General features: G+C 68.7%; 18 protein-coding genes. 9 read left to right on the forward strand and 9 right to left on the reverse strand.

What is annotated here, in order from left to right:
- Window positions 1-259 precede the first annotated feature (259 nt).
- The 3 genes from ACFQ6S_RS32255 (at window position 260) to ACFQ6S_RS32265 (ending at window position 2,071) form a co-directional block, all read left to right on the forward strand.
- On the forward strand, window positions 260-592 hold the full coding sequence (locus ACFQ6S_RS32255; RefSeq protein WP_383417640.1) for a hypothetical protein: 333 nt from the start codon (window positions 260-262) through the stop codon (window positions 590-592).
- A gap of 8 nt (window positions 593-600) precedes the next feature.
- Window positions 601-1,203, forward strand: coding sequence for a hypothetical protein (locus ACFQ6S_RS32260; protein WP_383417642.1), 603 nt, complete (start codon window positions 601-603; stop codon window positions 1,201-1,203).
- Between the two features lie 244 nt (window positions 1,204-1,447).
- The gene (locus ACFQ6S_RS32265) at window positions 1,448-2,071 is read left to right on the forward strand and encodes a TetR/AcrR family transcriptional regulator (protein WP_383418272.1); all 624 of its coding nucleotides are present in this window, start codon (window positions 1,448-1,450) and stop codon (window positions 2,069-2,071) included.
- Between the two features lie 115 nt (window positions 2,072-2,186).
- Here ACFQ6S_RS32265 and ACFQ6S_RS32270 read toward each other — a convergent pair whose 3' ends face one another.
- The 5 genes from ACFQ6S_RS32270 to ACFQ6S_RS32290 all read right to left on the reverse strand — a co-directional run bounded on the left by ACFQ6S_RS32270 (window position 2,187) and on the right by ACFQ6S_RS32290 (window position 7,201).
- Window positions 2,187-3,536 carry a ferric reductase-like transmembrane domain-containing protein gene (locus ACFQ6S_RS32270; RefSeq protein ID WP_383417644.1) on the reverse strand — a complete coding sequence of 450 codons (1,350 nt, stop codon included), beginning with the start codon at window positions 3,534-3,536 and terminating at the stop codon, window positions 2,187-2,189.
- 179 nt (window positions 3,537-3,715) lie between these two features.
- Window positions 3,716-4,060 carry a DoxX family protein gene (locus ACFQ6S_RS32275; RefSeq protein ID WP_383417647.1) on the reverse strand — a complete coding sequence of 115 codons (345 nt, stop codon included), beginning with the start codon at window positions 4,058-4,060 and terminating at the stop codon, window positions 3,716-3,718.
- Window positions 4,061-4,439: 379 nt separating this feature from the next.
- Window positions 4,440-5,345, reverse strand: a complete 906-nt coding sequence (locus tag ACFQ6S_RS32280; RefSeq protein ID WP_383417650.1) for a LysR substrate-binding domain-containing protein — start codon at window positions 5,343-5,345, stop codon at window positions 4,440-4,442.
- A gap of 102 nt (window positions 5,346-5,447) precedes the next feature.
- Window positions 5,448-6,383 carry a dihydrodipicolinate synthase family protein gene (locus ACFQ6S_RS32285; RefSeq protein WP_383417653.1) on the reverse strand — a complete coding sequence of 312 codons (936 nt, stop codon included), beginning with the start codon at window positions 6,381-6,383 and terminating at the stop codon, window positions 5,448-5,450.
- 32 nt (window positions 6,384-6,415) lie between these two features.
- Window positions 6,416-7,201, reverse strand: coding sequence for an SDR family oxidoreductase (locus ACFQ6S_RS32290; RefSeq protein ID WP_383417656.1), 786 nt, complete (start codon window positions 7,199-7,201; stop codon window positions 6,416-6,418).
- 222 nt (window positions 7,202-7,423) lie between these two features.
- On the opposite strand from ACFQ6S_RS32290, the gene ACFQ6S_RS32295 reads away from it, so the two are divergent.
- The 3 genes from ACFQ6S_RS32295 (at window position 7,424) to ACFQ6S_RS32305 (ending at window position 10,798) form a co-directional block, all read left to right on the forward strand.
- The gene (locus ACFQ6S_RS32295) at window positions 7,424-8,527 is read left to right on the forward strand and encodes a zinc-binding dehydrogenase (RefSeq protein WP_383417659.1); all 1,104 of its coding nucleotides are present in this window, start codon (window positions 7,424-7,426) and stop codon (window positions 8,525-8,527) included.
- The gene (locus ACFQ6S_RS32300; protein WP_383417662.1) at window positions 8,517-9,698 is read left to right on the forward strand and encodes a DUF3500 domain-containing protein; all 1,182 of its coding nucleotides are present in this window, start codon (window positions 8,517-8,519) and stop codon (window positions 9,696-9,698) included. The genes ACFQ6S_RS32295 and ACFQ6S_RS32300 overlap by 11 nt, the downstream gene beginning before the upstream one ends.
- Before the next feature lie 233 nt (window positions 9,699-9,931).
- Window positions 9,932-10,798, forward strand: a complete 867-nt coding sequence (locus ACFQ6S_RS32305; RefSeq protein ID WP_383417665.1) for an alpha/beta hydrolase fold domain-containing protein — start codon at window positions 9,932-9,934, stop codon at window positions 10,796-10,798.
- Between the two features lie 216 nt (window positions 10,799-11,014).
- Here the strand turns inward: ACFQ6S_RS32305 and ACFQ6S_RS32310 are convergent, their stop codons facing one another.
- The 4 genes from ACFQ6S_RS32310 to ACFQ6S_RS32325 all read right to left on the reverse strand — a co-directional run bounded on the left by ACFQ6S_RS32310 (window position 11,015) and on the right by ACFQ6S_RS32325 (window position 15,151).
- A complete protein-coding gene (locus ACFQ6S_RS32310; protein WP_383417668.1) occupies window positions 11,015-11,569 on the reverse strand; it encodes a TetR/AcrR family transcriptional regulator C-terminal domain-containing protein in 555 nt (184 codons plus the stop codon).
- 234 nt (window positions 11,570-11,803) lie between these two features.
- Window positions 11,804-13,396 carry an FAD-dependent oxidoreductase gene (locus tag ACFQ6S_RS32315; protein ID WP_383417671.1) on the reverse strand — a complete coding sequence of 531 codons (1,593 nt, stop codon included), beginning with the start codon at window positions 13,394-13,396 and terminating at the stop codon, window positions 11,804-11,806.
- Window positions 13,393-14,298, reverse strand: a complete 906-nt coding sequence (locus tag ACFQ6S_RS32320) for an alpha/beta fold hydrolase (RefSeq protein ID WP_383417674.1) — start codon at window positions 14,296-14,298, stop codon at window positions 13,393-13,395. Before ACFQ6S_RS32320 ends, ACFQ6S_RS32315 begins: the two co-directional genes overlap by 4 nt.
- A gap of 19 nt (window positions 14,299-14,317) precedes the next feature.
- Window positions 14,318-15,151: an alpha/beta fold hydrolase gene (locus ACFQ6S_RS32325; protein ID WP_383417677.1), complete on the reverse strand. Its 834-nt coding sequence runs from the start codon at window positions 15,149-15,151 to the stop codon at window positions 14,318-14,320.
- A 229-nt stretch (window positions 15,152-15,380) separates the two neighbouring features.
- Here ACFQ6S_RS32325 and ACFQ6S_RS32330 point away from each other — a divergent pair, with 229 nt between their 5' ends.
- The 3 genes from ACFQ6S_RS32330 to ACFQ6S_RS32340 all read left to right on the forward strand — a co-directional run bounded on the left by ACFQ6S_RS32330 (window position 15,381) and on the right by ACFQ6S_RS32340 (window position 20,382).
- Window positions 15,381-15,527 carry a hypothetical protein gene (locus ACFQ6S_RS32330; RefSeq protein ID WP_383417679.1) on the forward strand — a complete coding sequence of 49 codons (147 nt, stop codon included), beginning with the start codon at window positions 15,381-15,383 and terminating at the stop codon, window positions 15,525-15,527.
- 742 nt (window positions 15,528-16,269) lie between these two features.
- Window positions 16,270-17,202 carry a phosphoribosylglycinamide synthetase gene (locus tag ACFQ6S_RS32335; protein ID WP_383417681.1) on the forward strand — a complete coding sequence of 311 codons (933 nt, stop codon included), beginning with the start codon at window positions 16,270-16,272 and terminating at the stop codon, window positions 17,200-17,202.
- A 285-nt stretch (window positions 17,203-17,487) separates the two neighbouring features.
- Window positions 17,488-20,382 carry a BTAD domain-containing putative transcriptional regulator gene (locus tag ACFQ6S_RS32340; RefSeq protein WP_383417684.1) on the forward strand — a complete coding sequence of 965 codons (2,895 nt, stop codon included), beginning with the start codon at window positions 17,488-17,490 and terminating at the stop codon, window positions 20,380-20,382.
- The last annotated feature ends 87 nt before the right edge of the window (window positions 20,383-20,469 follow it).

Consider the following 20,469-nt stretch of genomic DNA (forward strand, 5'->3'; position numbering starts at 1 on the left):
TCCCACCAGGAGGGCTGCCAGGAGCGGGAGCGGTCATGGAAGGTCTTCCTGTCGATGCGCCGGGACGGGGCGACCGGTGCCCTGGCCTGGTCAGGTGGGCGTCCGTCCGGGGGAGCGGGTCGGGATTGGACTGCCCCACCCGGGCGCACGAAATGCCTGAATCGAGCGCCTAAGGTGCGAATCTGGCTAAATGTGGTTACAGTGTATCCGTAATCAGGTGGGCCGCACGGCGCCCTGTACCCGGCGCCGAGGAGGCCAGATGAAAGCGGCAGTGGTGACCCAGGCGGGCGCCGCCCCCCAGTACCAGGAATTCCCTGAACCGGAGTCCGGACCCGGCTTCGAGATCGTCGAGTTCGTGGCCGCCGCGATCCACCCGGTCGTGCGAGCCAAGGTCGACGGTGTGCACTACAGCAGCACCGGTAAGTACCCGATGGTCCCGGGCGTGGACGCCGTCGCCCGGAAAGCGGACGGCACGCTCGCCTACACCGGCGAGACCCGGCTGCCATGGGGCACCTTCGCCGAGCGGATGGCTGTCACGATGGCCGCTCCGCTGCCGCCGGCGCCGACCCGGTCACGGTTGCCGCGGCCATGAAGCCCGGGATGTCCTCGTGGATGCCGCTGACCGCACACGTGGACGAGCGTGTGCCCGGCACTGTGCTGATCCTCGGTCCGACCGGCGCCGCCGGCGGACTCGCCGTACAGAACGCCCGCGCCCTGGGCGTGCAGAGGATCATCGGCGTCGGTAGGGGCGCCGCGGACCTGGCGCGAGTCGCCGGCATGGGAGCCGAGACCGTCGAGCTGACCGGCGGCAAGGCCCAGGATGCGAAGGCGATCGCTGCCGCCTTGGACGGCCGCAGTCCCGAGCTGGTGCTCGACTATTTGTGGGGCACGCCTGCCGAATCGGCCTTCGAGGCCCTGCACAGCATCCCCGGCGCGGCACCCACCAGCTATGTCGAGATCGGCTCCGTGGCCGGCGAGGACGCTGCTGTACCCGCCTCCCTTCTGCGCAGCCGCCCGTTCCGGCTGTCGGGCAGCGGCATCGGTTCCTTCCCGATGGATCGCTACCTCGTCCAGGGCATGGCCTACCTTCAGGTTCTCGCGGACGGAAAGATCACCGTCGACGCCACCACCTACCCGCTGGAGCAGTGCACCGACGCCTGGAACGCCGGGCCTGGACCTCGCGCGGTCCTGACCGCCGGCTGACCGGCCGGATCCTGTCCGGCCTCCATCGTGACCGCCCCGGCTGTAGCCGGAGCGGTCGCTTCTCTTGGGCGGTCGTCGATGGGCTGATCGAAGGGGGTGCCGCCTCTTCATGTCCAACCGGCGAGCTTCATAGTGGATACGGTGTTGCTGTTATGGTGCTGGCCGAGGAGGTAGACGTTCAGTGGCAGCACCTGGTCCTACGCGAGCGACCACGGCATCGGCTCGGCGCCCGGGGCGTCCGCCCCTGCCGCTGGAGCGCATCGTCTCCACCGCACTGCAGATCGTGGACGATGAAGGGGCCGACGCTCTCTCGATGCGGACGCTGGCCCAGCGCCTGGGCTCGGGCACGGCGACGCTGTACCGGCATTTCGACAACCGGGCAGCGCTGGTCGCCCATGTCGTGGACCGCATGTTCGGCGCCGTGGAGCTGGATGGCGACGAACTCCGCGCGATGGGCTGGCAGCAAGCGCTGCGGACGGTCGCGCACACCATGTTCGAGGCCCTGGCGCGGCACCGGAACGCGGCGCGCCTGATGGTCGAAGAGATTCCCCTGGGGCCGAACGCCATGGCGCTGCGGGAGCACTGTGTCGCGGCGCTGCTCGACAGCGGCTTCCCGCCGCGACTGGCCGCGCACGCCTATGCCACCCTCGCCCGCTACGTCCTCGGATTCGCCATACAGGTCAACGGGCATGGCGGCGGGCAACTCGACGACGCGCAACTGTCCGCCGTCTTTGAGAGCGCCGATCAAGCCTTGTTTCCGGCAACGGTCACCGTCGCCGGGTCGATGCCCGTTCCGATCGAGGACGAGTTCTCCTTCGGACTCGAACTCCTTCTCAGCGGGCTTGCCCACCTGCGCGACGACGCCTGACCAGCCAGGACGATGCGAACCTGAGGCCGCCCGCCCACGGAGTCATCTCGGTCGGCCTGGAGCGTCGCCACAGCTGCTGGTGCTGAGCGCGTGATCTCGTGTGGTCGGCGGCTCGTCAGCGGAAGGCGAAGTGCTCGGCGTGGAGATGCTGGCGGGGGACGCCCTGGCGATGGAGGGCGCGAGTGAGGTTTTCGATCATGGAGGCGGGGCCGCAGAGGAAGACGTGCGTGTCGGGGGTGATCGGTCCGGCCTCGGCCTGGATTCTTTCGGCGTTCAGACGGCCGTGGCTGCGGCTGAACGTCGGGTGGAGCCGGAGCTCGGGGCGGTGTGCTGCCGCTGCGGTGAGTTCCGGGAGGAACGGTGCGTCTTCGGCGGTGGGGGCGCAGTAGAAGAGATCGGTGCGGGGCGGCGCTGCACCGGGGTGGGTGAGCCAGCCGAGGAAGGGCGCGATACCGATGCCCCCCGCGATCCATATCTGCCGGGGTCCACCGAGGGTGTGGTCGAACATGCCGTAAGGACCCTTGAGGGTTGCGGGGTGTCCTTCACTTATGTCCGTGTAGAGGCGGCGTGTACCGCGGCCCAGGGCACGGATGGTGAGGCGTACCGAGTCGTCGGCCTGCATTCCTGCGACGCTGAAGGGGTGTTCGTGCCAGCCGCCGACCCGCAGGTAGACGAACTGGCCCCCTGTCACGGGAAGCGTCGTCTCGCCGGTGGGCGTGAGGGTGAGGGTGAGGATGTCGGGTGTCGGCCGCTCGACACGGTGGATGGTGTAGTCCGCCCGGGGTTCCCTGTGCCGTAGCACCAGTTCGTCGTAGGTGTAGGCGGTCATGCCGATGGTGGCCATCGTGACGTAGATCGCCAGGAGGGGCGTGGACCCGTTGATGATGAGATCGAGGAACCAGCCGTGCAACAGTGCCGACAGGAGCAGCAGGCCGGTGAGGCGATGCAGGAACAGCCAGCGCTCGTAGGGCAGTCGGAGGATGCGGCCGACCTGGCCGAGTGAGATGAGGACGAGCAGCAGCAGGCCGATGGCGGAGACGGCGCCGAGGAGATGGCCCATCCCTACCGACGCGGTCCGGTGGGCGTAGCCGTACTGACTCCCGTCGAAACCGGAGAAAAAGTGGAGGAGCAGGTGGGGGGTGAGCAGGAGTATGGACCATACGGCGTACAGCTTGTGCTGACGGTACATGCGGTCCAGGCCGCCGAACCACTGCTCCAACCACATCAGGCGGGTGGCCAGCACCAGGGTGCAGGACATCAGGTAGACGGACAGGACGCCGGCGAACTCGCCAACGAAATAGACAGCGCTGAAGCCCTCGGGCCTGAGCCAGTCCCAGGCCAGATAGAGCATGACCGCTCCGGTCGTGACCGACAGAGGTCCGACGTGGCGCTTCTTCAGGCGCGCGTCCAAGGGGGCGCGTGCGATCCGGATAGCGTAGATCGCTATCACGATCAGGACGGGCATTGTCTACCCCTCGGGGGTCGGCACTGTGGACGGAGGGGCGCCGGCGAAGGCAGGCGGACCGTGCGGTCGCGGCTTGAGCGCCCTCGAGCCCAGGTGGCTGCGTTCGGGGCAGCATTGCTTTCAGGGCGAAACTGCCGGAGCTGCCCATCCGTGGAGGCGTGGACTCGATCCGCAGCGCTTCAGGCGAACAAGGCCGCGAGGTATGAGGCGACAAGCACCGCGCACACGGCGGCGGGCGCGAATTTGGCAACCGGGTCGCCCTTGCGCAGGTGTACGACCGCAGCTCCGGCGAGCAGCAGGAGAAGCCCGGCCCCCGCGAGGCCGCCGAGCGGCGGCATGACGGGGCCGAGCGCCACGCCGGCGACTCCTGCCAGTTGCAGCACGCCGATGCGGCGGTAGGCGGCGACGGAGAAGCCGGTCTCGGCGGCCAGCTCGCGCGCCTTCGGCAATGCGAGTGTATTGAGCACTCCGATCCCCCCGAAGATCAGGGCGATGGCGCAGGCGAGGGTGATGGTGAGGATCATGAGGTATCTCCAGGGTGCCGGCGTCGCGGCGGCGTGGGCGTCAAGGGTGACGGCCTGATGGCGGGCAGGTCGTCACGAGACCGTTATGGGATGTATCGGGCGCGGTCGAGTTGCCGGCCGGGTGCATCGCTCGGCGCCCAGACGGGCGATTTGGTCGATCGATGCAGCGGCTCAGTCTAGCCCAATAACGGTAACAGTGTAGCCGTTATGATGGTCGGCTTCGGGGTGAGTTCGCGGTGTCGTGGGCGTAACGACGTTCACCCAGCCGGTGCCCGTCGCCAGGTTTCGCGGCCACGCTGAGGTTCCCTCAACGGCCTTGGTATTGGCCCGCAGGCTGATTGACGCTCCGGGGAGAACTGAGTGGCCGTTGGCACTGCCCTTAGAAGCGGAGTGCTCCTTCGGGCAGATCCCGCTCCGCGGTCAGCGGCAACTCCAAAGTGGTGAGCATGTCCCGGTACCGCTCGGCCAGTTGGGAGGGGAGCTTCCTGCTGAACACCACCAGTTCCCGGAAATAGCCGGGCCCGATCCGCCGGGCGTGCCTCGACCAGCGCAGCGGCACCGCGTTCTCCGGTGTCACCGTCACACCGATCCCCTCGACCGCGAACAGGAGCGCTGCGGAGACCTGGCCCGTGCGTGCGACGGCACGCGGCGTGAACCCGAGGCGCCCTGCCAGGCGGTCCACCACTTCGCTCATGCCCTGTTCCTGCTCGTAGAGCACCCAGTCGGCAGCGGCCAGTTCGGCCGGATCAGCCGCTGTTCCCGCCGGGTATTCGGCCGAGCCGGTCACCACCATCTCCTCATATCCCAGGGAGACGACGGGCCCCTCCCACGGGTCGGGCCGTGGACCGACCGCGATGTCGCCCTGGCCACTGCGCATGGCCTCTTCGAGGTCCCGGCGGTGGGAGTAGTCGTGCAGTCTCAGCACGGTGGAGGGGTACGTCGAGTGCCAGCGCGCCGCGGACGGCGGCAGGATCCCCGAGGCGACGGACCGTACGGTCAGGACGTGGACGTCGCCCTGACGGCCCTCCACCACCTCGCGCACCGAGTCCTGCGCGTCCTGCACCGCACGGACGACGTTCTGTGCTCGGGGCAGAAAGACACGGCCCGCGGGAGTCAGCGTCACCCCCTGCCGGCCGCGCTCCAGCAGGACCGCGCCCAGCTCCTTCTCCAGGGCACCGATCTGCTGGGACAGCGAAGGCTGCGTGACATAGAGCCGCGCAGCCGCTCCGCTGAAGGAGCCCGCCTCCCAGACCGCGAGGAAGTACTCCAGCTGACGTAGCTGCATGTGATCAAGTTACTCGGCCGAGCGCTGCCCGGTGCTCGTGCTGTGACCACACATCCGGTGTGGTTCAGGATCAGTCGGCATGGCACGCAGTTCGCGTGTGCGTCATGCCATGAGTGCGACCCTGCTGTCCTTGCGGGTGAGCCGGGACAGCAGGTAGTCGACCTCGGTGCGGGCACGCGCGGACAGCGCGGCCCCGGGCTTGCGCTGGGTGTCGGAGGCCAGGATTCCGCGGCGCTTCATGACGTACTTGCGCACGGCCAGGCCGATGCCCGGCTGCTGTTCGTAGCGCAGCAGGGGCAGGTGGGCGTCGAAGATGTCATGGGCGGCGTCACGGTCGCCGGCGGCGGTGTGGCGCACCACGTCGACGAGGAGCTCGGGAACGCAGTAGCCCGTCATCGCTCCGTCGGCTCCGCGTTCGGTCTCGAAGTCCAGGAAGAGGCCGCCGTTTCCGCACAGGATCGACAGGCGGGGCATCGCTCCGTCGGCTTCGAGTTGCCGGAGCGCGCTGATCTTCTCCAAGCCCGGCCAGTCCTCGTGCTTGAGCATCACGCACCCTGGCGCGGCGTTCGCGATGCGGGCGATGACGGCAGGGGACATGACGACGTAGAAGGACAGCGGATAGTCCTGGATCACGAACGGCACGTCCGCGCCGATGGCGTCCGCCGCTCCCTCGTAGTAGCTCACGATCTGGTCGTCGGCACGCAGCGTGTTCGGCGGGGCGATCATGACGCCGCCGGCACCGGCTGACATGACGTCGACCGCGAGAGCCCGCATGGCGGCGTAGCCGGGTGCGGAGACGCCCACGATGATCGGCAGATCGGTGCGCTTGAGGACGTGCTGGACGATGCGCACGCTTTCCTCGTGGGACAGCTTGGGTGCTTCGCCCATCTGGCCCAGGAGGGTCAGTCCGGTGACGCCGGCGTCTGCGTAGAAGTCGACGAGTCGGCTGAGCGAGTCGAAATCGATTGCGCCTTCCTCGTCGAAGGGCGTTGGTGCGATGGCGAAAACACCATTGCTGTTGCGGTCCAGGGGTGCCATTGTTCTGCCTCCTCAGAATTCCGATGTCTTTTTCAGAGGCTGGCGATGAGTCCGCCGTCGACGCGAATGACCGAGCCTGTGATGTAAGAGGCCTGGGCGCTTGCGAGGAAGGCGACGGCGGCGGCGTATTCCCGCGGTTCGCCGTAGCGGCCCACAGGGATCGACGCGACGCTCTCGGCGGACGTCTCCGCGACGGATTTGCCCTCCCGATCGGCCTTGGCCTGGTCGAGGAACTTGGTCCGCTGGGTGCCGATCCGCCCCGGAACGACCACGTTGCAGGTGACACCCTCTGCCGCGACTTCCCGGGCCAGCGTCTTGGACCAGCCGAGCAGGCTGCCCCGCAAGGCGTTCGACAGCCCCAGGTTGGGGATGGGGGCGATCACTCCCGAGCTGGCGCTGGTGATGACCCTGCCCCAGCCGCGGCTCCGCATCAGCGGCACGACCCTGTCCGTGATCGCGATGACGGACAGCACCATGGACTGGAAGTGCTTCAGCCAGAGGTCGGGGTCCTGCCCCGCAACCGGCGAGGGCGGCGGCCCTCCCGTGTTGTTGACCAGGATGTCCACAGGACCGAGCGCCCCTTCGACTGCCGTGATGTGCTGGTCGATCGCGCCCAGGTCCGCGAGGTCCCATTCCAGGGGCACGGCTTTCCCGCCCGCGTCGGCCACCGCCTCGGCGGTGCGCTCGGCGGCCTGTGGGCTGATGTCCGCGACGGCGACAGCGGCGCCTTCCGCGGCGAGAGCCTGGGCGATCGCGCCGCCGAGACCCCCACCTCCGCCCAGTACGAGCGCGGTCTTGCCCGAAATTCCCAGATCCACAGCTTCGCTCCTTGGGCGGTGGCCCCGTTCGTCGTTTCCAAATGACACTGCCACGAGGTCGTGATGGGTCTCCAATAGGAATCTCTCGCGACATGCATAAGGGATGCCTATGCGCCGCGAATAGGGAATAGGGGTTGTCGGCGTGCAAGATGAGGTGGGGAACAGGGCCGTTTCGGTCCGTCGATTCCCGAGGCATGTTCATGGCCGTAACTGGAGGCCCCTATGTCCTTGCCGGAAACCATGCAGGCCGCGGTGCTGGGCGAGCCCGGCACCCTCGCCGTCACGACGCTTCCCGTGCCGCGGGTGGGACCGGAAGACGTTCTGGTACACGTCCGCAGGGCGTCCCTGTGCGGAACGGACTTGAAGATCCGCAGTCGGCGCTTCTTCAAGGACGGCGGCCCGGCCGCGGGCGAGTTCGTACCCGGCCACGAGTACGCCGGCGTCGTCGCCGCGGTGGGCAGCGCCGTGGACGAGCTCCGGGTCGGCGACCGGGTGGTGACGGAAGCCCACCGCGGCTGCATGCGCTGCGCCAACTGCCTGGCCGGGGCCTACACGGACTGTCTCAACTACGGCCTGCGGCACACCGGGCACCGCGTGCAGGGGATGACCGTCAACGGGGGTTTCGCGGAGTACGCGCTCAACCACGTGGCGACCCTCCACCGGTTGCCGGACACCTTGGACTTCGACGCCGCGGTCGTCCTCACCACCGTGGGCACCGTGATGCACGCCTTCGACGTGCTCGACACCCTGCTCGTCGGATCCACGGTCGCGGTGATCGGCCCCGGACCGATAGGTCTGCTCGCGGTACAGGTCGCACGTGAACTCGGGGCCAGGACCGTGGCCCTGGCCGGCACGCGGGAAGCCAGGCTCACCATCGGCAAGTCCTTCGGCGCGGACCTGGTCGTCAACTCCCGGGAGGAGGACGCCGTAGCGGCGGTTCGGGAGGCGACCGACGGGATCGGCGCCGACATCGTCCTGGAGTGCTCCGGCGCCCCGAGTGCGGTGGACGACGCGCTGCGCATGGCCAAGCGGTCCGGGAAGGTCGTCCTCGTCGGCTTCTTCGAAGAGCCCGTACGGGCCGACCTCAACCACGCCGTGATGAACGGCATCTCGATCCACACGGTCCGCGGCGAGGGCACCCGTTCGGTGGCCCGCGCCGTGGGCCTGGCCGCCCGGGGCCGGCTGCGCACCGCGGAACTGGTCACCCACCATTTCGGGCTGCCCGACGTCGCCGAGGCGTTCGACACCTACGCCGAGCGCCGGGGCAACGCCATCAAGGTCATGCTCGACATCTCCGAGGACCCGGAGTCCACCGGTGACCGGTGACCGAGAGGGCACCGTGCCCGACGCCGCCCTGGCAGCCGAGCGGGAGAAGGCGGCGACCGCCATGGCCGACGCCGCCACCGCCTGGCTGAACAGCCTGAGCGAGGACCAACTCCCGCTCGCCGCCTACAACTCCCCGCTCCACCCGGACGCGGAGGCCGAGCGGCTGCGCTGGTTCTACACCCCCACCGACCACGGCGGGCTCGCCGTCCGAGACCAGAACGCCCGCCAACAGAGCCTGGCCATGCGGCTGGTGGCCACAGGACTGTCCATCCCGGGCTACGCCACGGTCACCACCGTGATGGGACTGGAGAACGTCCTGGACCAGTTGGAAGGGTGGCGGGTCCACTGGGGCCGGCAGCGCGGACGGGACCCCGGCCTGTATTGGCTGAGGATCTTCGGCCGCCCCGGCGACCGGGTCTGGGCATGGCGGTTCGGCGGCCATCACATCTCCCTGAACAACCTCGTCGTCGCCGGCCGGCTCGTCTCCACAACCCCCTGCTTCATCGGTGCCGACCCGGCCACGACCGAGCTGATCGGAGGCACCCTGCGGCCCTTGCAAGGCCCTGAGGAGACGGCCCGTCAACTGGTCCGCAGCCTGGACACGGGCCAACTCCACAGCGCCCTGCTCCACCCGTCCGCAGTCTCGGACATCGTCTCCGGCAACCGCCCACGCGTCGAACACGGCGACACGATGATGCACATGCAGGACCTGTGGCGCGGCCAGTTCGCCGACCCTGAGCTGGACCGGCTCGTCAACGACATCGACCGTTGGGCGGAAGCAGGCAGCGGATACACCGAGAACGATCACGCGCGCGTGGCCATCACGATTCCCCCCAAAGGCATCAGCGGTCGCGACCTGAACAACGAGCAGCGGCACCTGTTGCACCGGCTGGTCACCCTCTACACCGGACGGGCACCCGAGTTCCTCGCAGACGCCTACGACACCCACTACGCCTCTGACACCGTCCTCGACGCGGTGCATTTCGGCTGGGCAGGCAGCACGGACGCGGGGGAACCGCACTACTACCGGGTGCAGGACCCTCGCGTCCTCATCGAGTACGACAACACACAGCGGTACGCCAACCACGCCCACTCGGTGTGGCGTGACCTGACCTCCGACTTCGGACTGGACGTGCTCGCCGAACACCGCGCACACATCGCACACGAGTAGGGCGTACTCGGGGAGCGCTGTACACGCCCGTACCGCCGGTTCCCCCACCACGAAAAACCAGCACCATGACCACACCCTGCTGATCGCCGCCGACGAGTCCCTGCCACGCCTTGCCGCGCGCATGATCCGGCGGTGGCTTTCGCCTACGAAGTAGGGCTCGTCAGACCGGTCCTGCACATGTGACAACCTCCGCGAGGCGGACGGCATCGCGGTGCCAAGAAGGAGAGCCGTACATGAGCAGTCCCCAGATGAACGTAGTCGCCGCGTACCTGCGGTTGACCCGTAAACGCAGGACGGCCCCGGGCCCCGTGGCTGCATCGAAGGAGCCGCCTCGTCCGCCCGCCAAACTGGTACAGCGGCACGATGTGGGATCGCGCAGCATCGACGGTTTCGAATGCCACACCGTCAGTCCGCGCGGGCGCCGGGCGGAGCGAGCGGTCGTCTATCTGCACGGCGGCGCCTACATCAGCCACATGTTGCCCCAGCACTGGCAGTTGATATCGCAGCTTGCGGATGCCGGTGTACGAGTCGAGGTGGCGCAGTACGGGCTGGCGCCGAAGTACACCTACCGTGACGCCTATCCCTTCGTCACTGCCGTCTACCGCGACTTGCTCAGCGACCTGGACGCCGGCCAGGTCACGATCATGGGCGACTCCGCCGGCGCGGGCTTGGCTCTGGGCGTGGCGCAGAGCCTGGTCGGCTCGGGTCTGCCCCAGCCGGCCCGAGTAGTACTGATCTCCCCCTGGCTGGATCTGACGCTGACCAACCCTGCGATTCCCGAGGCCGAAGCCCGAGATCCATTTCTCACCACCAGCGACCTGCTCGCGGCCGGACGTGGCTGGGCAGGCGGGGATGACCCCGCCCAACCCCGGCTCAGTCCCGTCAATGGCCCGCTTGCCCCCCTGGCGCCCATCGACGTCTACATCGGCACTCGCGACTTGTTCTACCCGGACGTCCGGCGCCTGGAAGAACGGGCTGCTGCGGAAGGGGCGGCCGTGAATGTCATCGTGTGCGACGGGGCAGTCCATGCCTACCCGCTCGTCCCCGCTCCCGAGGGGCGTGCTGCGACCCTTGCCATCGTGCGGTCCGCGGCCTCCTGAGCGGGTGAGAGGCGATCTTCAGCCGACGTCGGGCGAGCCCTCGCCCCGCTTTTCGAGAGCGGTGTTGCACACCGACCAGCAGCTGTTTCCGAACTCCTGGTACGACACAGCCTGTGGAGGCGTGAGGTTGAGGAGAGATCAGGTCTCCTGCCCGTCGCCCTGTCTGTGCAGAGGAAGGTGGTCGAGCTGGGCGTCTGCCTCTTGTGCTGTGTCGGGTCAGGTAGGGGCGACAAGCCTGGCTTCGACGCCGTCGAGAAGCGACTGCAGTCCGAAGGACACATACGGGCGAGGGGTGGCTGCGAGGGCGGCGCCGATCGCGAACGTGACGACGCTCTGGGCGGCTTGCTCGGCATCCCGCCTGGTGAGGCCGGACGCCTCGCAGACCGCGAGCAGGTGCTCGTCATGGCGGTCCTTGGCCGGGCCGTCGAGAGGCTGGACGGTCATGGCGGCCAGCAGCCAGGGGTGCCTGAGAAGCATCGAACGCAGGTTGTCGGCCATGGCCAGGAGGGCCGGACGCCATTCGAGGCCGTCGAGAGCGGGGAGAGGCGTCTGCCCCCAGACGGTGTCAGCGGCCAGCAGGAGCAGATCGTGTCGGCTTTTGATGTGCCAGTAGAGTGCCGCCGCGGTGATGCCGAGACGGCTGCCGAGTCTTCGCATGGTCAGACTCTGGATGCCGCCCTCGTCCATAAGGGCGATGGCCGCCTGGATGATCTGCTCCTGGTGCAGAGCGTCGCGGGGCATCCTCGCGGTAGTCGGGATGGGGCTGCTCACGGCACCTTCTTGCTGTGGGAACGAGGCCGCGGTGTACGGCTCTGAGGGCGCCTGGCCATCGCGTCGACGAGGACGGGGTGTCGTGTGTGTCGGCGCGCGGTTCATGGGTGGGGGCCGTTGCGGTCTGTCAGCCGGCGGCGATGGTGTCGCCGTCGACGAGTATGTCGACATGCTCGGCGTCCGGCCGGTCCGGCGTCATCGTGATGACCTGCGCCCCGCGCAGCAGTATGCGGCTCATTCAGTGGCCCCCGAACCGGGGGAGGTGTGGCTCGACTGGGACATGGTGCGGCTCCTTGCCTGCGGCGTCATTGCCCGCACGGCGGCTTGTGTGGAGGTGAGGAAATCCCGAGTGGCGATGTGCCCGATGTAGCCGTCGGGACGGATCAGCAGCAGGGTGTCGCCGGTCAGGCCGTAGGCACTCTGCAGCGTGTTCTTGGGGTCGGAGAAGGCGCGGCCGTCGCCCGCGGCCGATCCGACGGTCAGCCGCTTCAGCTCGGCGCCCGTCGTCGGCCAGTCGAGGAGTTCGAGGTCCCGGGCGGCGCCGGGGCCGTAGGCGATGGCGGTGAAGTGCGGTCCCTGGAAGAGGTTGAACAGGCGGGTCTCGCCGCCGTCGGCGCCGAGCAGTCGGGCGTCCGGGGCGCGGTCGCCCACGTGCAGCGTGCTGGTGTCGCCGCTGTCGGCGGGGGCGAGCGGGCCGCCGTAGTAGGTCAGGGAGAGCTGCTGCTCGTCCTTGCCGCGCTTCATGCTGGAGGGGTCCAGCTTGGCGATGCCGCCCCATTTCTCCGTGGACAGGCCCAGGACCCTGGCGGCGATCGGCTGCCGCTCGGCCTCGTAGGTGCTCAGCAGGGCCGGGTCGGCTCCGGCGAGGACCTGGCCGAGCTTCCAGCCGAGGTTGTAGCCGTCCTGCATACCGGTGTTCAGGCCCTGGGCACCGGCCGGGGTGTGGACGTGCGCCGCGTCGCCGACGAGGAAGACACGTCCGCGGCCGTAGTGCTGCGCAAGACGGATGTTGGGCCGGAACACGGACTTCCAGTGGATCTCGTGCAGCTGGATGTGGCGGTTGCGGGTGTGGGAGTGGATCCGGTCGATGATGGCGCCGATCTCCTGGGGCGGTTTCTCGTCGGGCGTGAGCCGGATCATCCACTGGAACATGTCGCTGTCGGGGAGCGGGCAGGCGCCGATGAGCTTGCCGCCGAGGCCGGGCCACATGTGCCACCGGTTGCGGGCCAGGCCGCTTACGGAGGCATCCACGATCAGCACGCGGTCGGACTCGTCCGTCGTCCCCACGAAACCGATGTCGAGCTGCTTGCGCACCGCACTGGAGCCGCCGTCGGCCCCCACGGCATAGCGGGTGACGATCTCCTCGACCCCGTCCGCGCCCACCACCTTGGCGACCACCGTGTCCTCGTCCTGCGTCAGCTCGGTCAGTTCCTTGCCGAACTCGACCTCGCGGCCGAGCTCACCGAGCCGGGCGTGCAGGGCGCGGTCCGTGCGGAACTGCGGGATCAGCCAGGTGTTCGGGTACGGGACGTCCGGGGTTGCCTCTTTGTGGGGGAACATCTTCCACGGCACACCGATGGGTCCTGCATGGAGCCCGAGCTTGGGATAGATGTCGCCGCCGGTCAGCACGTCGTCGAGAGCGCCGAGGTCTTCGAGGACTTCGAGGCTGCGGGGCTGGATGCCCTTGGCGCGCGAGCCGTCGAAAGCGTGGGGGGACCTGTCGACGATCCGGACGTCGAGTCCGCGGCGTACGAGGTCGATCGCCAGGGCGGAGCCCGAGGGTCCGGCACCGATGATCAGTACGTCGATGGCCTGCGGGTTGTTCATGAGTCGAGCCTTTCGGTGCGTGCGGACACGAACGGGACGAGCTGATCGGCGATGTCGCGAGGCCGTTCGAAGGGGGCCATATGCCCGCATTTGGTAATTACATGATGTTTCTGGGGCTTCAGTAGAGCGTGCGCCGTGTCGAACTGCGTCAGCGGCGTCACGTTGTCCTCGTCGCCCCACAGCAGCAGCGTCGGAATGCCCAGTGCCCCCGTCCGCCGGAAGAGGTCGTCACGGCCGGTGAAAGGCAGATGCTGCAGCGTGTCGAAGACCGCGTACAGCGAGCCCTCGAAGCGGAAGGCGTCGAGGACCATCTCGGTCAGTTTCGCGCCGAGCTCGGGGTCGCGGATGTTGTGCCCCAGGTGTCCTTGAAGGATCTGTCGGCCGCGCCGCCGGGCGATGAGGCCGGCCAGCCGGTCGTTGCGCAGCAGCCGGTGGGGAGAGGTCAGGCGGGGTTTCGCAAGACCGGCAGGGCCCACGATGGTGAGCGTGGACAGCGACGAGCGGTACTGGGAGGCGTACGTCATGCTGACCAGCGCGCCCATGGAGGTGCCGACCAGGTGCAGGGGCCGCGCCGTCAGGCCGAGCCGGTCCGTCAGCTCGGCCAGCTGCCGGGCGAACAGCCTCTCGTCGTAACGCGCCTGTACCCGGTCGGAGTAGCCGCGGCCGTAGGCACTGCAGGTCAGCGTGCGCAGCCCGCGGGCGTGCAGTTCGCTGACGAGGCCGTCCCAGTAGAACAGCGGGATGGTCAGACCGCCCGCCATCAGGACCACTTCTCCGTCCTCGGGCCCCGTCAACTCGTAGTGGGTGACGCCGTCGGACAGCTCGATGAAACTGCCGCGCAGCGCCTTGCGTGAGTCGGCGGTGAGCTTGCGGTCCTCGCCCGAGGCGACGAGGTACTTCATGGAACGGGCCTCCTTGCCCTCAGTTCGCGGGGGTGTCGGCGCAGGAGCCGAGGAACTTCGCGATCGCGTCCGCGACCAACTCCGGTTCCTCCTCCGGCAGCAGATGTCCGCCGTGGGGGTGGACGAGCTCCTGGGCGCTGGGGACGTCGCGGGCGAAGTGCTGGCCGTCGATGCTCGCGCTGCGCAGCACCAGCGTGGGCACCGTGATGCGGGGGATCTGCGCGCTGCGGTCCGGCTGGTCGGTGTTGCAGAAGTCGACGAACGCCGAGCGGTTACCGGGGCGGCTCATGAGCTGATAGGCGCGGTCCACCATGGCGTCGTCCACGATCTGCGAATGCGGCCCGACGGCCTCGCGCAGGCTGCGCTCGATCGCCCCGCGCGGCATCACCCGCCTCAGCAGGGGCCGCACCAGCGGGTTGCGGGTCAGGCGCATCCCCGCGGGCACCGTCTTCTCCGGGTAGCCGGTGGCATTGACCAGTACTAGGCCGGTCAGCCGCTCCGGATGATCCAGCGCGACGTTCCAGGCGATGTTGCCGCCCAGGGAATTGCCGCCCAACGCGTAGCGCGGCACGCTCAGCGCCTCCGCGAAGCCCGCCACCGTCGCGGCGTACGCCGGAACACCGTAGTCGCGGTCCTTGCGCGGGCCCGTCAGTCCGAACGCCGGCAGGTCGGGTCGGATGACATCGAACGAATCCGACAGTAGATCCGTCGCGCGGTCGAAGTGCTGCAGGGATGAGGCACTGCCGTGCAGCAGCACGAGTGCCGGGCCGTGCCCAGCACGCTTGTAGTGGATCCGCAGGCCGTCCACCTCGACGAACCGGGAATCGGGCTGGGGCTCAGACCAGGTACTCATAATGGCTACACTGTTACCGATATGGTTTGGTGTCAAGAGGAAGTCCCCGCGTGTTACGGCCACGGTGGTCTTGAGCGAGGAGACGGATCAGTTGGTGCGCCGCGCCGCGCCGCGGTTCGTCCGCCGGCCCCACCGGACCGGATCGTCGCCATGGCGCTGCAGGTCGTCGACGAGGAGGGCGCGGACGCTCTGTCGATGAGGGCCCTGGCCGAGCACCTGGGCTGGATCTGTGGACGCTCGCGCGGGCCCCGAGGTCTGGACGTGCATCCTGGACGGTGGCCAGGCGGCGGAGCTGGCCGTCGGCGTCCTGGGGGGCCGCGAGCGAGCGCGGACGCTGTGGCGTCCGGTGAGGTTCGACGCGGTGGCACGAGCCTGATGTGGCGTGCGTAGAAGTTCCTCAGACTTCAGGCACGTGCGGGTACTGCCGGGTAGCGTTGGCGACCTTGGGTCTTCTTGTACTTTGTCGCGCATCCCGTGCTGGGATGGTGCTGGGATGCGCCCGCATTTCCGCAGGTCAGAGCCTTGTCGTGGAGTTCCGCTTCAACGTGTAGCGGGTGACACACCATCACGATGCCGGTCTGGCAGACGTGCGGGTCGAAAGGGGTCTGACTCTTCGGAGTCGGGCCCCTGGTTGGCATCAAGGGCCTGGCGGACACGCTGCTGTTCGGTGCCCCGCCGCGCTTCGTGAGCAGGATGCCCGACCGGCGCAGGACGTCCCCTTCGGCGCGTGACTGACACCCGGCGCCGCGACAGCATCACGGCCGCGCAGCAAATGTGCGGGACTTGACGCTGCCTACGGCCCCGATGAATTGCTGACCGCGTGGTCGCTGTGAGCGGCGGACTGCGGACGAGGCATAAATTGGAAGTGCCACGTAATGCAAGGCGAATTTCCGCCATAGGTGGGGTTGCAGATAATCGAGTGCTGCCTTTCGAAGGGCGGTCAGGGGCGGAATCCCCGGTTTCGGCAGCCGACGACGCCCGATGGGGAAGCTAACGGGAACAGGGTGGGAAGGCCCCCGTACACAGTGCCGTGTATGTGTGCACACTCCCCGAAAAGCTCGCAGTTCAGGCTGCTCCTGGTGATGCCGAGTCACCAACTTGTGCGAAGAGGGTTGGAGTTGGGGTTCCGAATCTGGTCGGTATGGGATCCGTCGCAGCTCGAGGCCGATTTCGCGCCACGCGTCGAAGAGGTCTCCGAACAGCTGCTGCTCACCGATTTCGCCGACGAGGCCGGGCTGCGCGAGGTCATCAGCCGTACCGCCCAGCGCCATGACATCGGCGCAGTGCTGCACTGCGGACACGGCGGCTCCGTCCTGCCGGTGGTCCGGGAGGCATGGCGGCTGGGCCTGTCTCCGAACCCTCCGGCGGTGTACGAACGGCTCCAGGTCCGGGAAGAGGGCGAGCGGGCCCCGGCAGAGGCTCCCAGGGTGAGCGTCGAGACGCTGACCGTGAACGGGACCCATCACATCGTGGGGATGACGGCTCAACGCACCACGGGGCCACCGCACTTCGTCGTGACCGGCCACCTTCATCCGGCGCCGTTGACCGACGTCGAGCAAAAGATGATCGGGGCGGCGGTCGAGGAGCGGCTGACGGCGAGCGGATACCGTTTCGGCCCGGCCCACACGCAGGTGGCGCTGCTGCGCGACGGGCCGCGGATCGTGTCCTGCCACGCGCACCTGGGCGCCGACCGCATCCCCCTGCTCATCGACATCGCGCGCGGATTCGACCTGGAGGCGGCGGTCTTCACGGGCCTCCAGGGCGACCGTCCGGTCGTGCCGAGCGCTTCCGGGTACGCGGAGGTCGGCTTCTTCCTGCTGCCCGAAGGGCGACTCGAGACGTACACCGGCACGGAGGACATCGCCGTGACCCCGTGGGTTCGCGGCGCCCGCTTCCCGTACACCGTCGGTGACCGGATTCCTCCCGTCGGCGATCCACGCGCCCGGCGCGCCTATGTGGTCGTCGAGGGTGACACACCGGAAGTAACCCGCGAACGGGTCGCCAAGGCGCGAAAGGACCTTGTCGCCGATATCCGGCCGGCCGCCCGATGACGCGTGCCGGGTAGTTGTGTTCTCCTTCTGAAGCGGTGAAGGCACGGAGACGGACCGCGGAAGTTAATCTGCCTGGTGCAGGTTCTCCGCGAGATGATCTAATCTCACGGTGACGTGTGTCGCATTTCATTGCTGACGGGGGAGGTCAGGGTGCGGGCCGCGACGTCAAAACTTATTGAAAATAGTACAAGCCCTAAACCGGAATTCGCGGTTCTGGGATCTCTGGAAGTTCGTAGCGGCAGCGCTCTCGTATCTCTCACGGGAGCTCTGCAACAACGTGTCCTTGTGACGCTGCTCCTGGAGGCGGGGCGCGTCGTGCCCGTCTCCCGTCTGGTGGCGGCCGCATGGAGCGAGGAACCGCCCGACAGCGCCGAGCACCAGGTGCGCAAGACGGTCGCCAAACTGCGCAGCCGTATTCCGTACGGCCCCGACATCATCGTCACCGACGGGCCGGGGTACCGCGCGGTCGTCGACACCGGGCAACTCGATCTGCTGCGCTACCAGGAGCTGTTGCGACAGGCCAGGTCGTCGGGGGACGCGGGGGAGACGGAGCGGGCCGCCGCACAGTTGCGTGAGGCGTTGGCGCTGTGGCGGGGGCCGGTGCTGGCCGGTTCCGGCGGCCGGGTGGTCGACGCCGCCTCGACGGCTCTGGAGGAGCAGCGGCTCACCGCCGCCGAGCAGCTCTACGATCTGTCCATCGAGGCGGGCGAGGCCGCCGGGATCACGGGCGAGCTGCGTGTCCTCGTCGACGAGCATCCGCTGCGCGAGGCGCTGCGCAGCCGGCTGATGCTCGCCCTCTACCACTCCGGCCAACAGGCCGCAGCGCTCGACGAGTTCGCCCGTGCCCGAGGGCACCTGGCGGACGAACTGGGCATCGACCCCGGCGCGGAGCTGACCGGACTGCACGAACGCATCCTGCGCCAGGACCCCTCGCTCAGCCGCCCGGAACGCGCCGTGCCCCGTGTCCCGCACCAGGTGACCGAGGCTCCGCACGCGCTGCCCTTCGACGTGCCCGACTTCTCCGGCCGCAGCTTGGAGCTGCGGTGGATCTGCGACGCGGCCCGACGTGCCCCGGAGGGCTGGCCGACGGTCCTGGCGCTCGACGGCATGGGCGGCGGCGGCAAGACGGCCCTCGCCATCCGGGCCGCCCATCAACTGGCCGAGCAGTATCCGGACGGCAGTCTCTTCATCGACCTGCACGGCTTCACACCGGGCCAGACGCCGCTCAGCGCGTTCCACGCACAAGGAGATCTGCTCGCCGCCGCGGGCATCCCCAGCGATGAGATTCCGACGGTGCCGGCCGGACGCGCCGCGCGGTGGCAGTCGTACATGCGGGGCCGTCGCATGCTCCTGGTGCTGGACAACGCCGCCGCCTCGGAGCAGGTACGGGAGCTGATCCCCGCCTCGTCCGACAGCGTGGTCCTGATCACCAGCCGCCCGCGGCTGACCGGACTGGACGGGGTGGAGTGGCTCTCCGTGGGCGCCCTTCCGGAGCTGGACAGCCAGCAACTCCTGCGCAACACCCTCGGCGCCGCACGGGTCGAGAAGGAGCCGGACGCGGCCCGTGAGCTGCTGCGGCTGTGCGGAGGACTCCCGCTGGCGGTCCGGATCGCCGCCGCCCGGCTGGCGAACCGTCCGCACTGGACCGTCCAGCGACTCGTCGAACGGCTGCGGGACCACGACCGGCGGCTGGACGAACTCACCAGCGAGGGCAGGGGAGTGGCGGGCGCGCTGCTGCTGTCGTACCAGTCCATGCCCCGGGAACAGCGCACGGCCTTCCGGCTTCTGGGGTACCACCCCGGACGCTATCTGGACGCCGAGGAAGCAGCCGCCCTGCTGGACACCGATGTCCTGACGGCCGAGGACGTACTGGAAGAACTGGTGGACGTACGGCTGTTGGAGGCCCGGGAGCCGGGCGTGTACGCGCTGCACGACCTGGTGCGCAGCTTCGTGCAACGCGTCGCGCAGGGCCAGCGGGCGCCGGAGGACGGGCAGGCGGTGCGGCGACTGCTGGACCACTACCTGAGCACGGCGGAACGCGCGTGCGACACGCTGTTTCCCGGACGGCGCCACTTCGGAGACCGCGACGAGGAAGTCCTGCCACACGACGAGTTCGACCACGAGGACACGGCGCTCCAGTGGCTCGACCAGCACCGCGACAGTCTGCTCGCGGCGGTGGACGCCGCGTACCAGGGGGGACTGCTGTGGCACGCCGCGCGGCTGCCGCGTGAGCTGGGCTTCCACTCCAGCATCCGCGGCTACGACGCCAGGGCGAACGCGGCACTGGAGACAGGGCTCAAGGCATCGAGGCGCCTCGGGGACCAGTCGTTGACCCGGCTGAACCTGATGAATCTGGCCATGGGCAAATGGCGGCAGGGACAGCTGCGCGAAGCGGTCGCCCGGCTGGAAGAAGCGGTGGAACTGTCCCGGCAGATGGCGGACGAGCACAGCGAGGCGGAGTGCCGGGCCCGGCTGGGGCAGGCGTACAACAGTATGGGGGAGCTGGAACGCGCGCTGCAGCTGAGCCAGGAGGCCAACCGGCGTGCGCAGGAGCTCGGTTTCACCCGGCTCGACGGTTCGTCGCTCAGCACGCTCAGCCTGATCCAGGTGCGGCTCGGACGGTTCGAGGAGGCGGCGGAGTCGGCGGTACGGGCGGTGACCATCTTCGAATCGATCAAGGAGATCCAGCTCTCCGTGGACGCGCTGAGCAATCTCTCCCAGGCGATCGAGGGCCTGGGCCGCTTCGAGGAGGCGCTCGCCCGGGCCGACGCGGCGCTGGAACGGTGCCAGCGCATGAGCATGCCCTCCGTACTGCCGCTCGTACTCGCCCGCAGAGCCGATGTACTGGTACGCCTGGGGGAGTTGGAGGAGGCGGCGGAGAGCGCCGACCACGCGCTCGCCAAGGCCACCAGCAGTACCGACGACATCCACCGTGCCACCGTGCACCTCTCGGTCGGGCGGGTGCTGTACGCGCAGGGCGACCTGGACACGGCTCAGGCTCAGCAGCTGCTGGCCCACGAGATCGCCTGCCGTATGGAGTTGCGCTACGACGAGGCGTGCGCGCTGTGGGGCCTCGCCCGTACCGCCGAGGCCCAGGGACACCCCCAGGCGGCCCAGCACCACCGCTCGGCGGCGGACGACCTCTTCTCCCTCATGAACGTGCCGGAGACGGCCCGATGACGGCCTGTGCGTCGGGCGGCCCACGACGCGGGGATCGGGCGGGTGTCCAGAGGGGAACGGGCCGGGAAGACGAATCGGGAGCATCAG

It is taken from the genome of Streptomyces sp. NPDC056479 (assembly GCF_042795335.1).
Lineage (GTDB): Bacteria > Actinomycetota > Actinomycetes > Streptomycetales > Streptomycetaceae > Streptomyces.

Coding starts and splice junctions, on each gene's coding strand:
- ACFQ6S_RS32255 (WP_383417640.1), top strand. CDS start 260: ATGAAAGCGGCAGTGGTGACCCAGGCGGGCGCCGCCCCCCAGTACCAG.
- ACFQ6S_RS32260 (WP_383417642.1), top strand. CDS start 601: ATGTCCTCGTGGATGCCGCTGACCGCACACGTGGACGAGCGTGTGCCC.
- ACFQ6S_RS32270 (WP_383417644.1), bottom strand. CDS start 3,536: ATGCCCGTCCTGATCGTGATAGCGATCTACGCTATCCGGATCGCACGC.
- ACFQ6S_RS32275 (WP_383417647.1), bottom strand. CDS start 4,060: ATGATCCTCACCATCACCCTCGCCTGCGCCATCGCCCTGATCTTCGGG.
- ACFQ6S_RS32280 (WP_383417650.1), bottom strand. CDS start 5,345: ATGCAGCTACGTCAGCTGGAGTACTTCCTCGCGGTCTGGGAGGCGGGC.
- ACFQ6S_RS32285 (WP_383417653.1), bottom strand. CDS start 6,383: ATGGCACCCCTGGACCGCAACAGCAATGGTGTTTTCGCCATCGCACCA.
- ACFQ6S_RS32295 (WP_383417659.1), top strand. CDS start 7,424: ATGTCCTTGCCGGAAACCATGCAGGCCGCGGTGCTGGGCGAGCCCGGC.
- ACFQ6S_RS32305 (WP_383417665.1), top strand. CDS start 9,932: ATGAGCAGTCCCCAGATGAACGTAGTCGCCGCGTACCTGCGGTTGACC.
- ACFQ6S_RS32315 (WP_383417671.1), bottom strand. CDS start 13,396: ATGAACAACCCGCAGGCCATCGACGTACTGATCATCGGTGCCGGACCC.
- ACFQ6S_RS32320 (WP_383417674.1), bottom strand. CDS start 14,298: ATGAAGTACCTCGTCGCCTCGGGCGAGGACCGCAAGCTCACCGCCGAC.
- ACFQ6S_RS32325 (WP_383417677.1), bottom strand. CDS start 15,151: ATGAGTACCTGGTCTGAGCCCCAGCCCGATTCCCGGTTCGTCGAGGTG.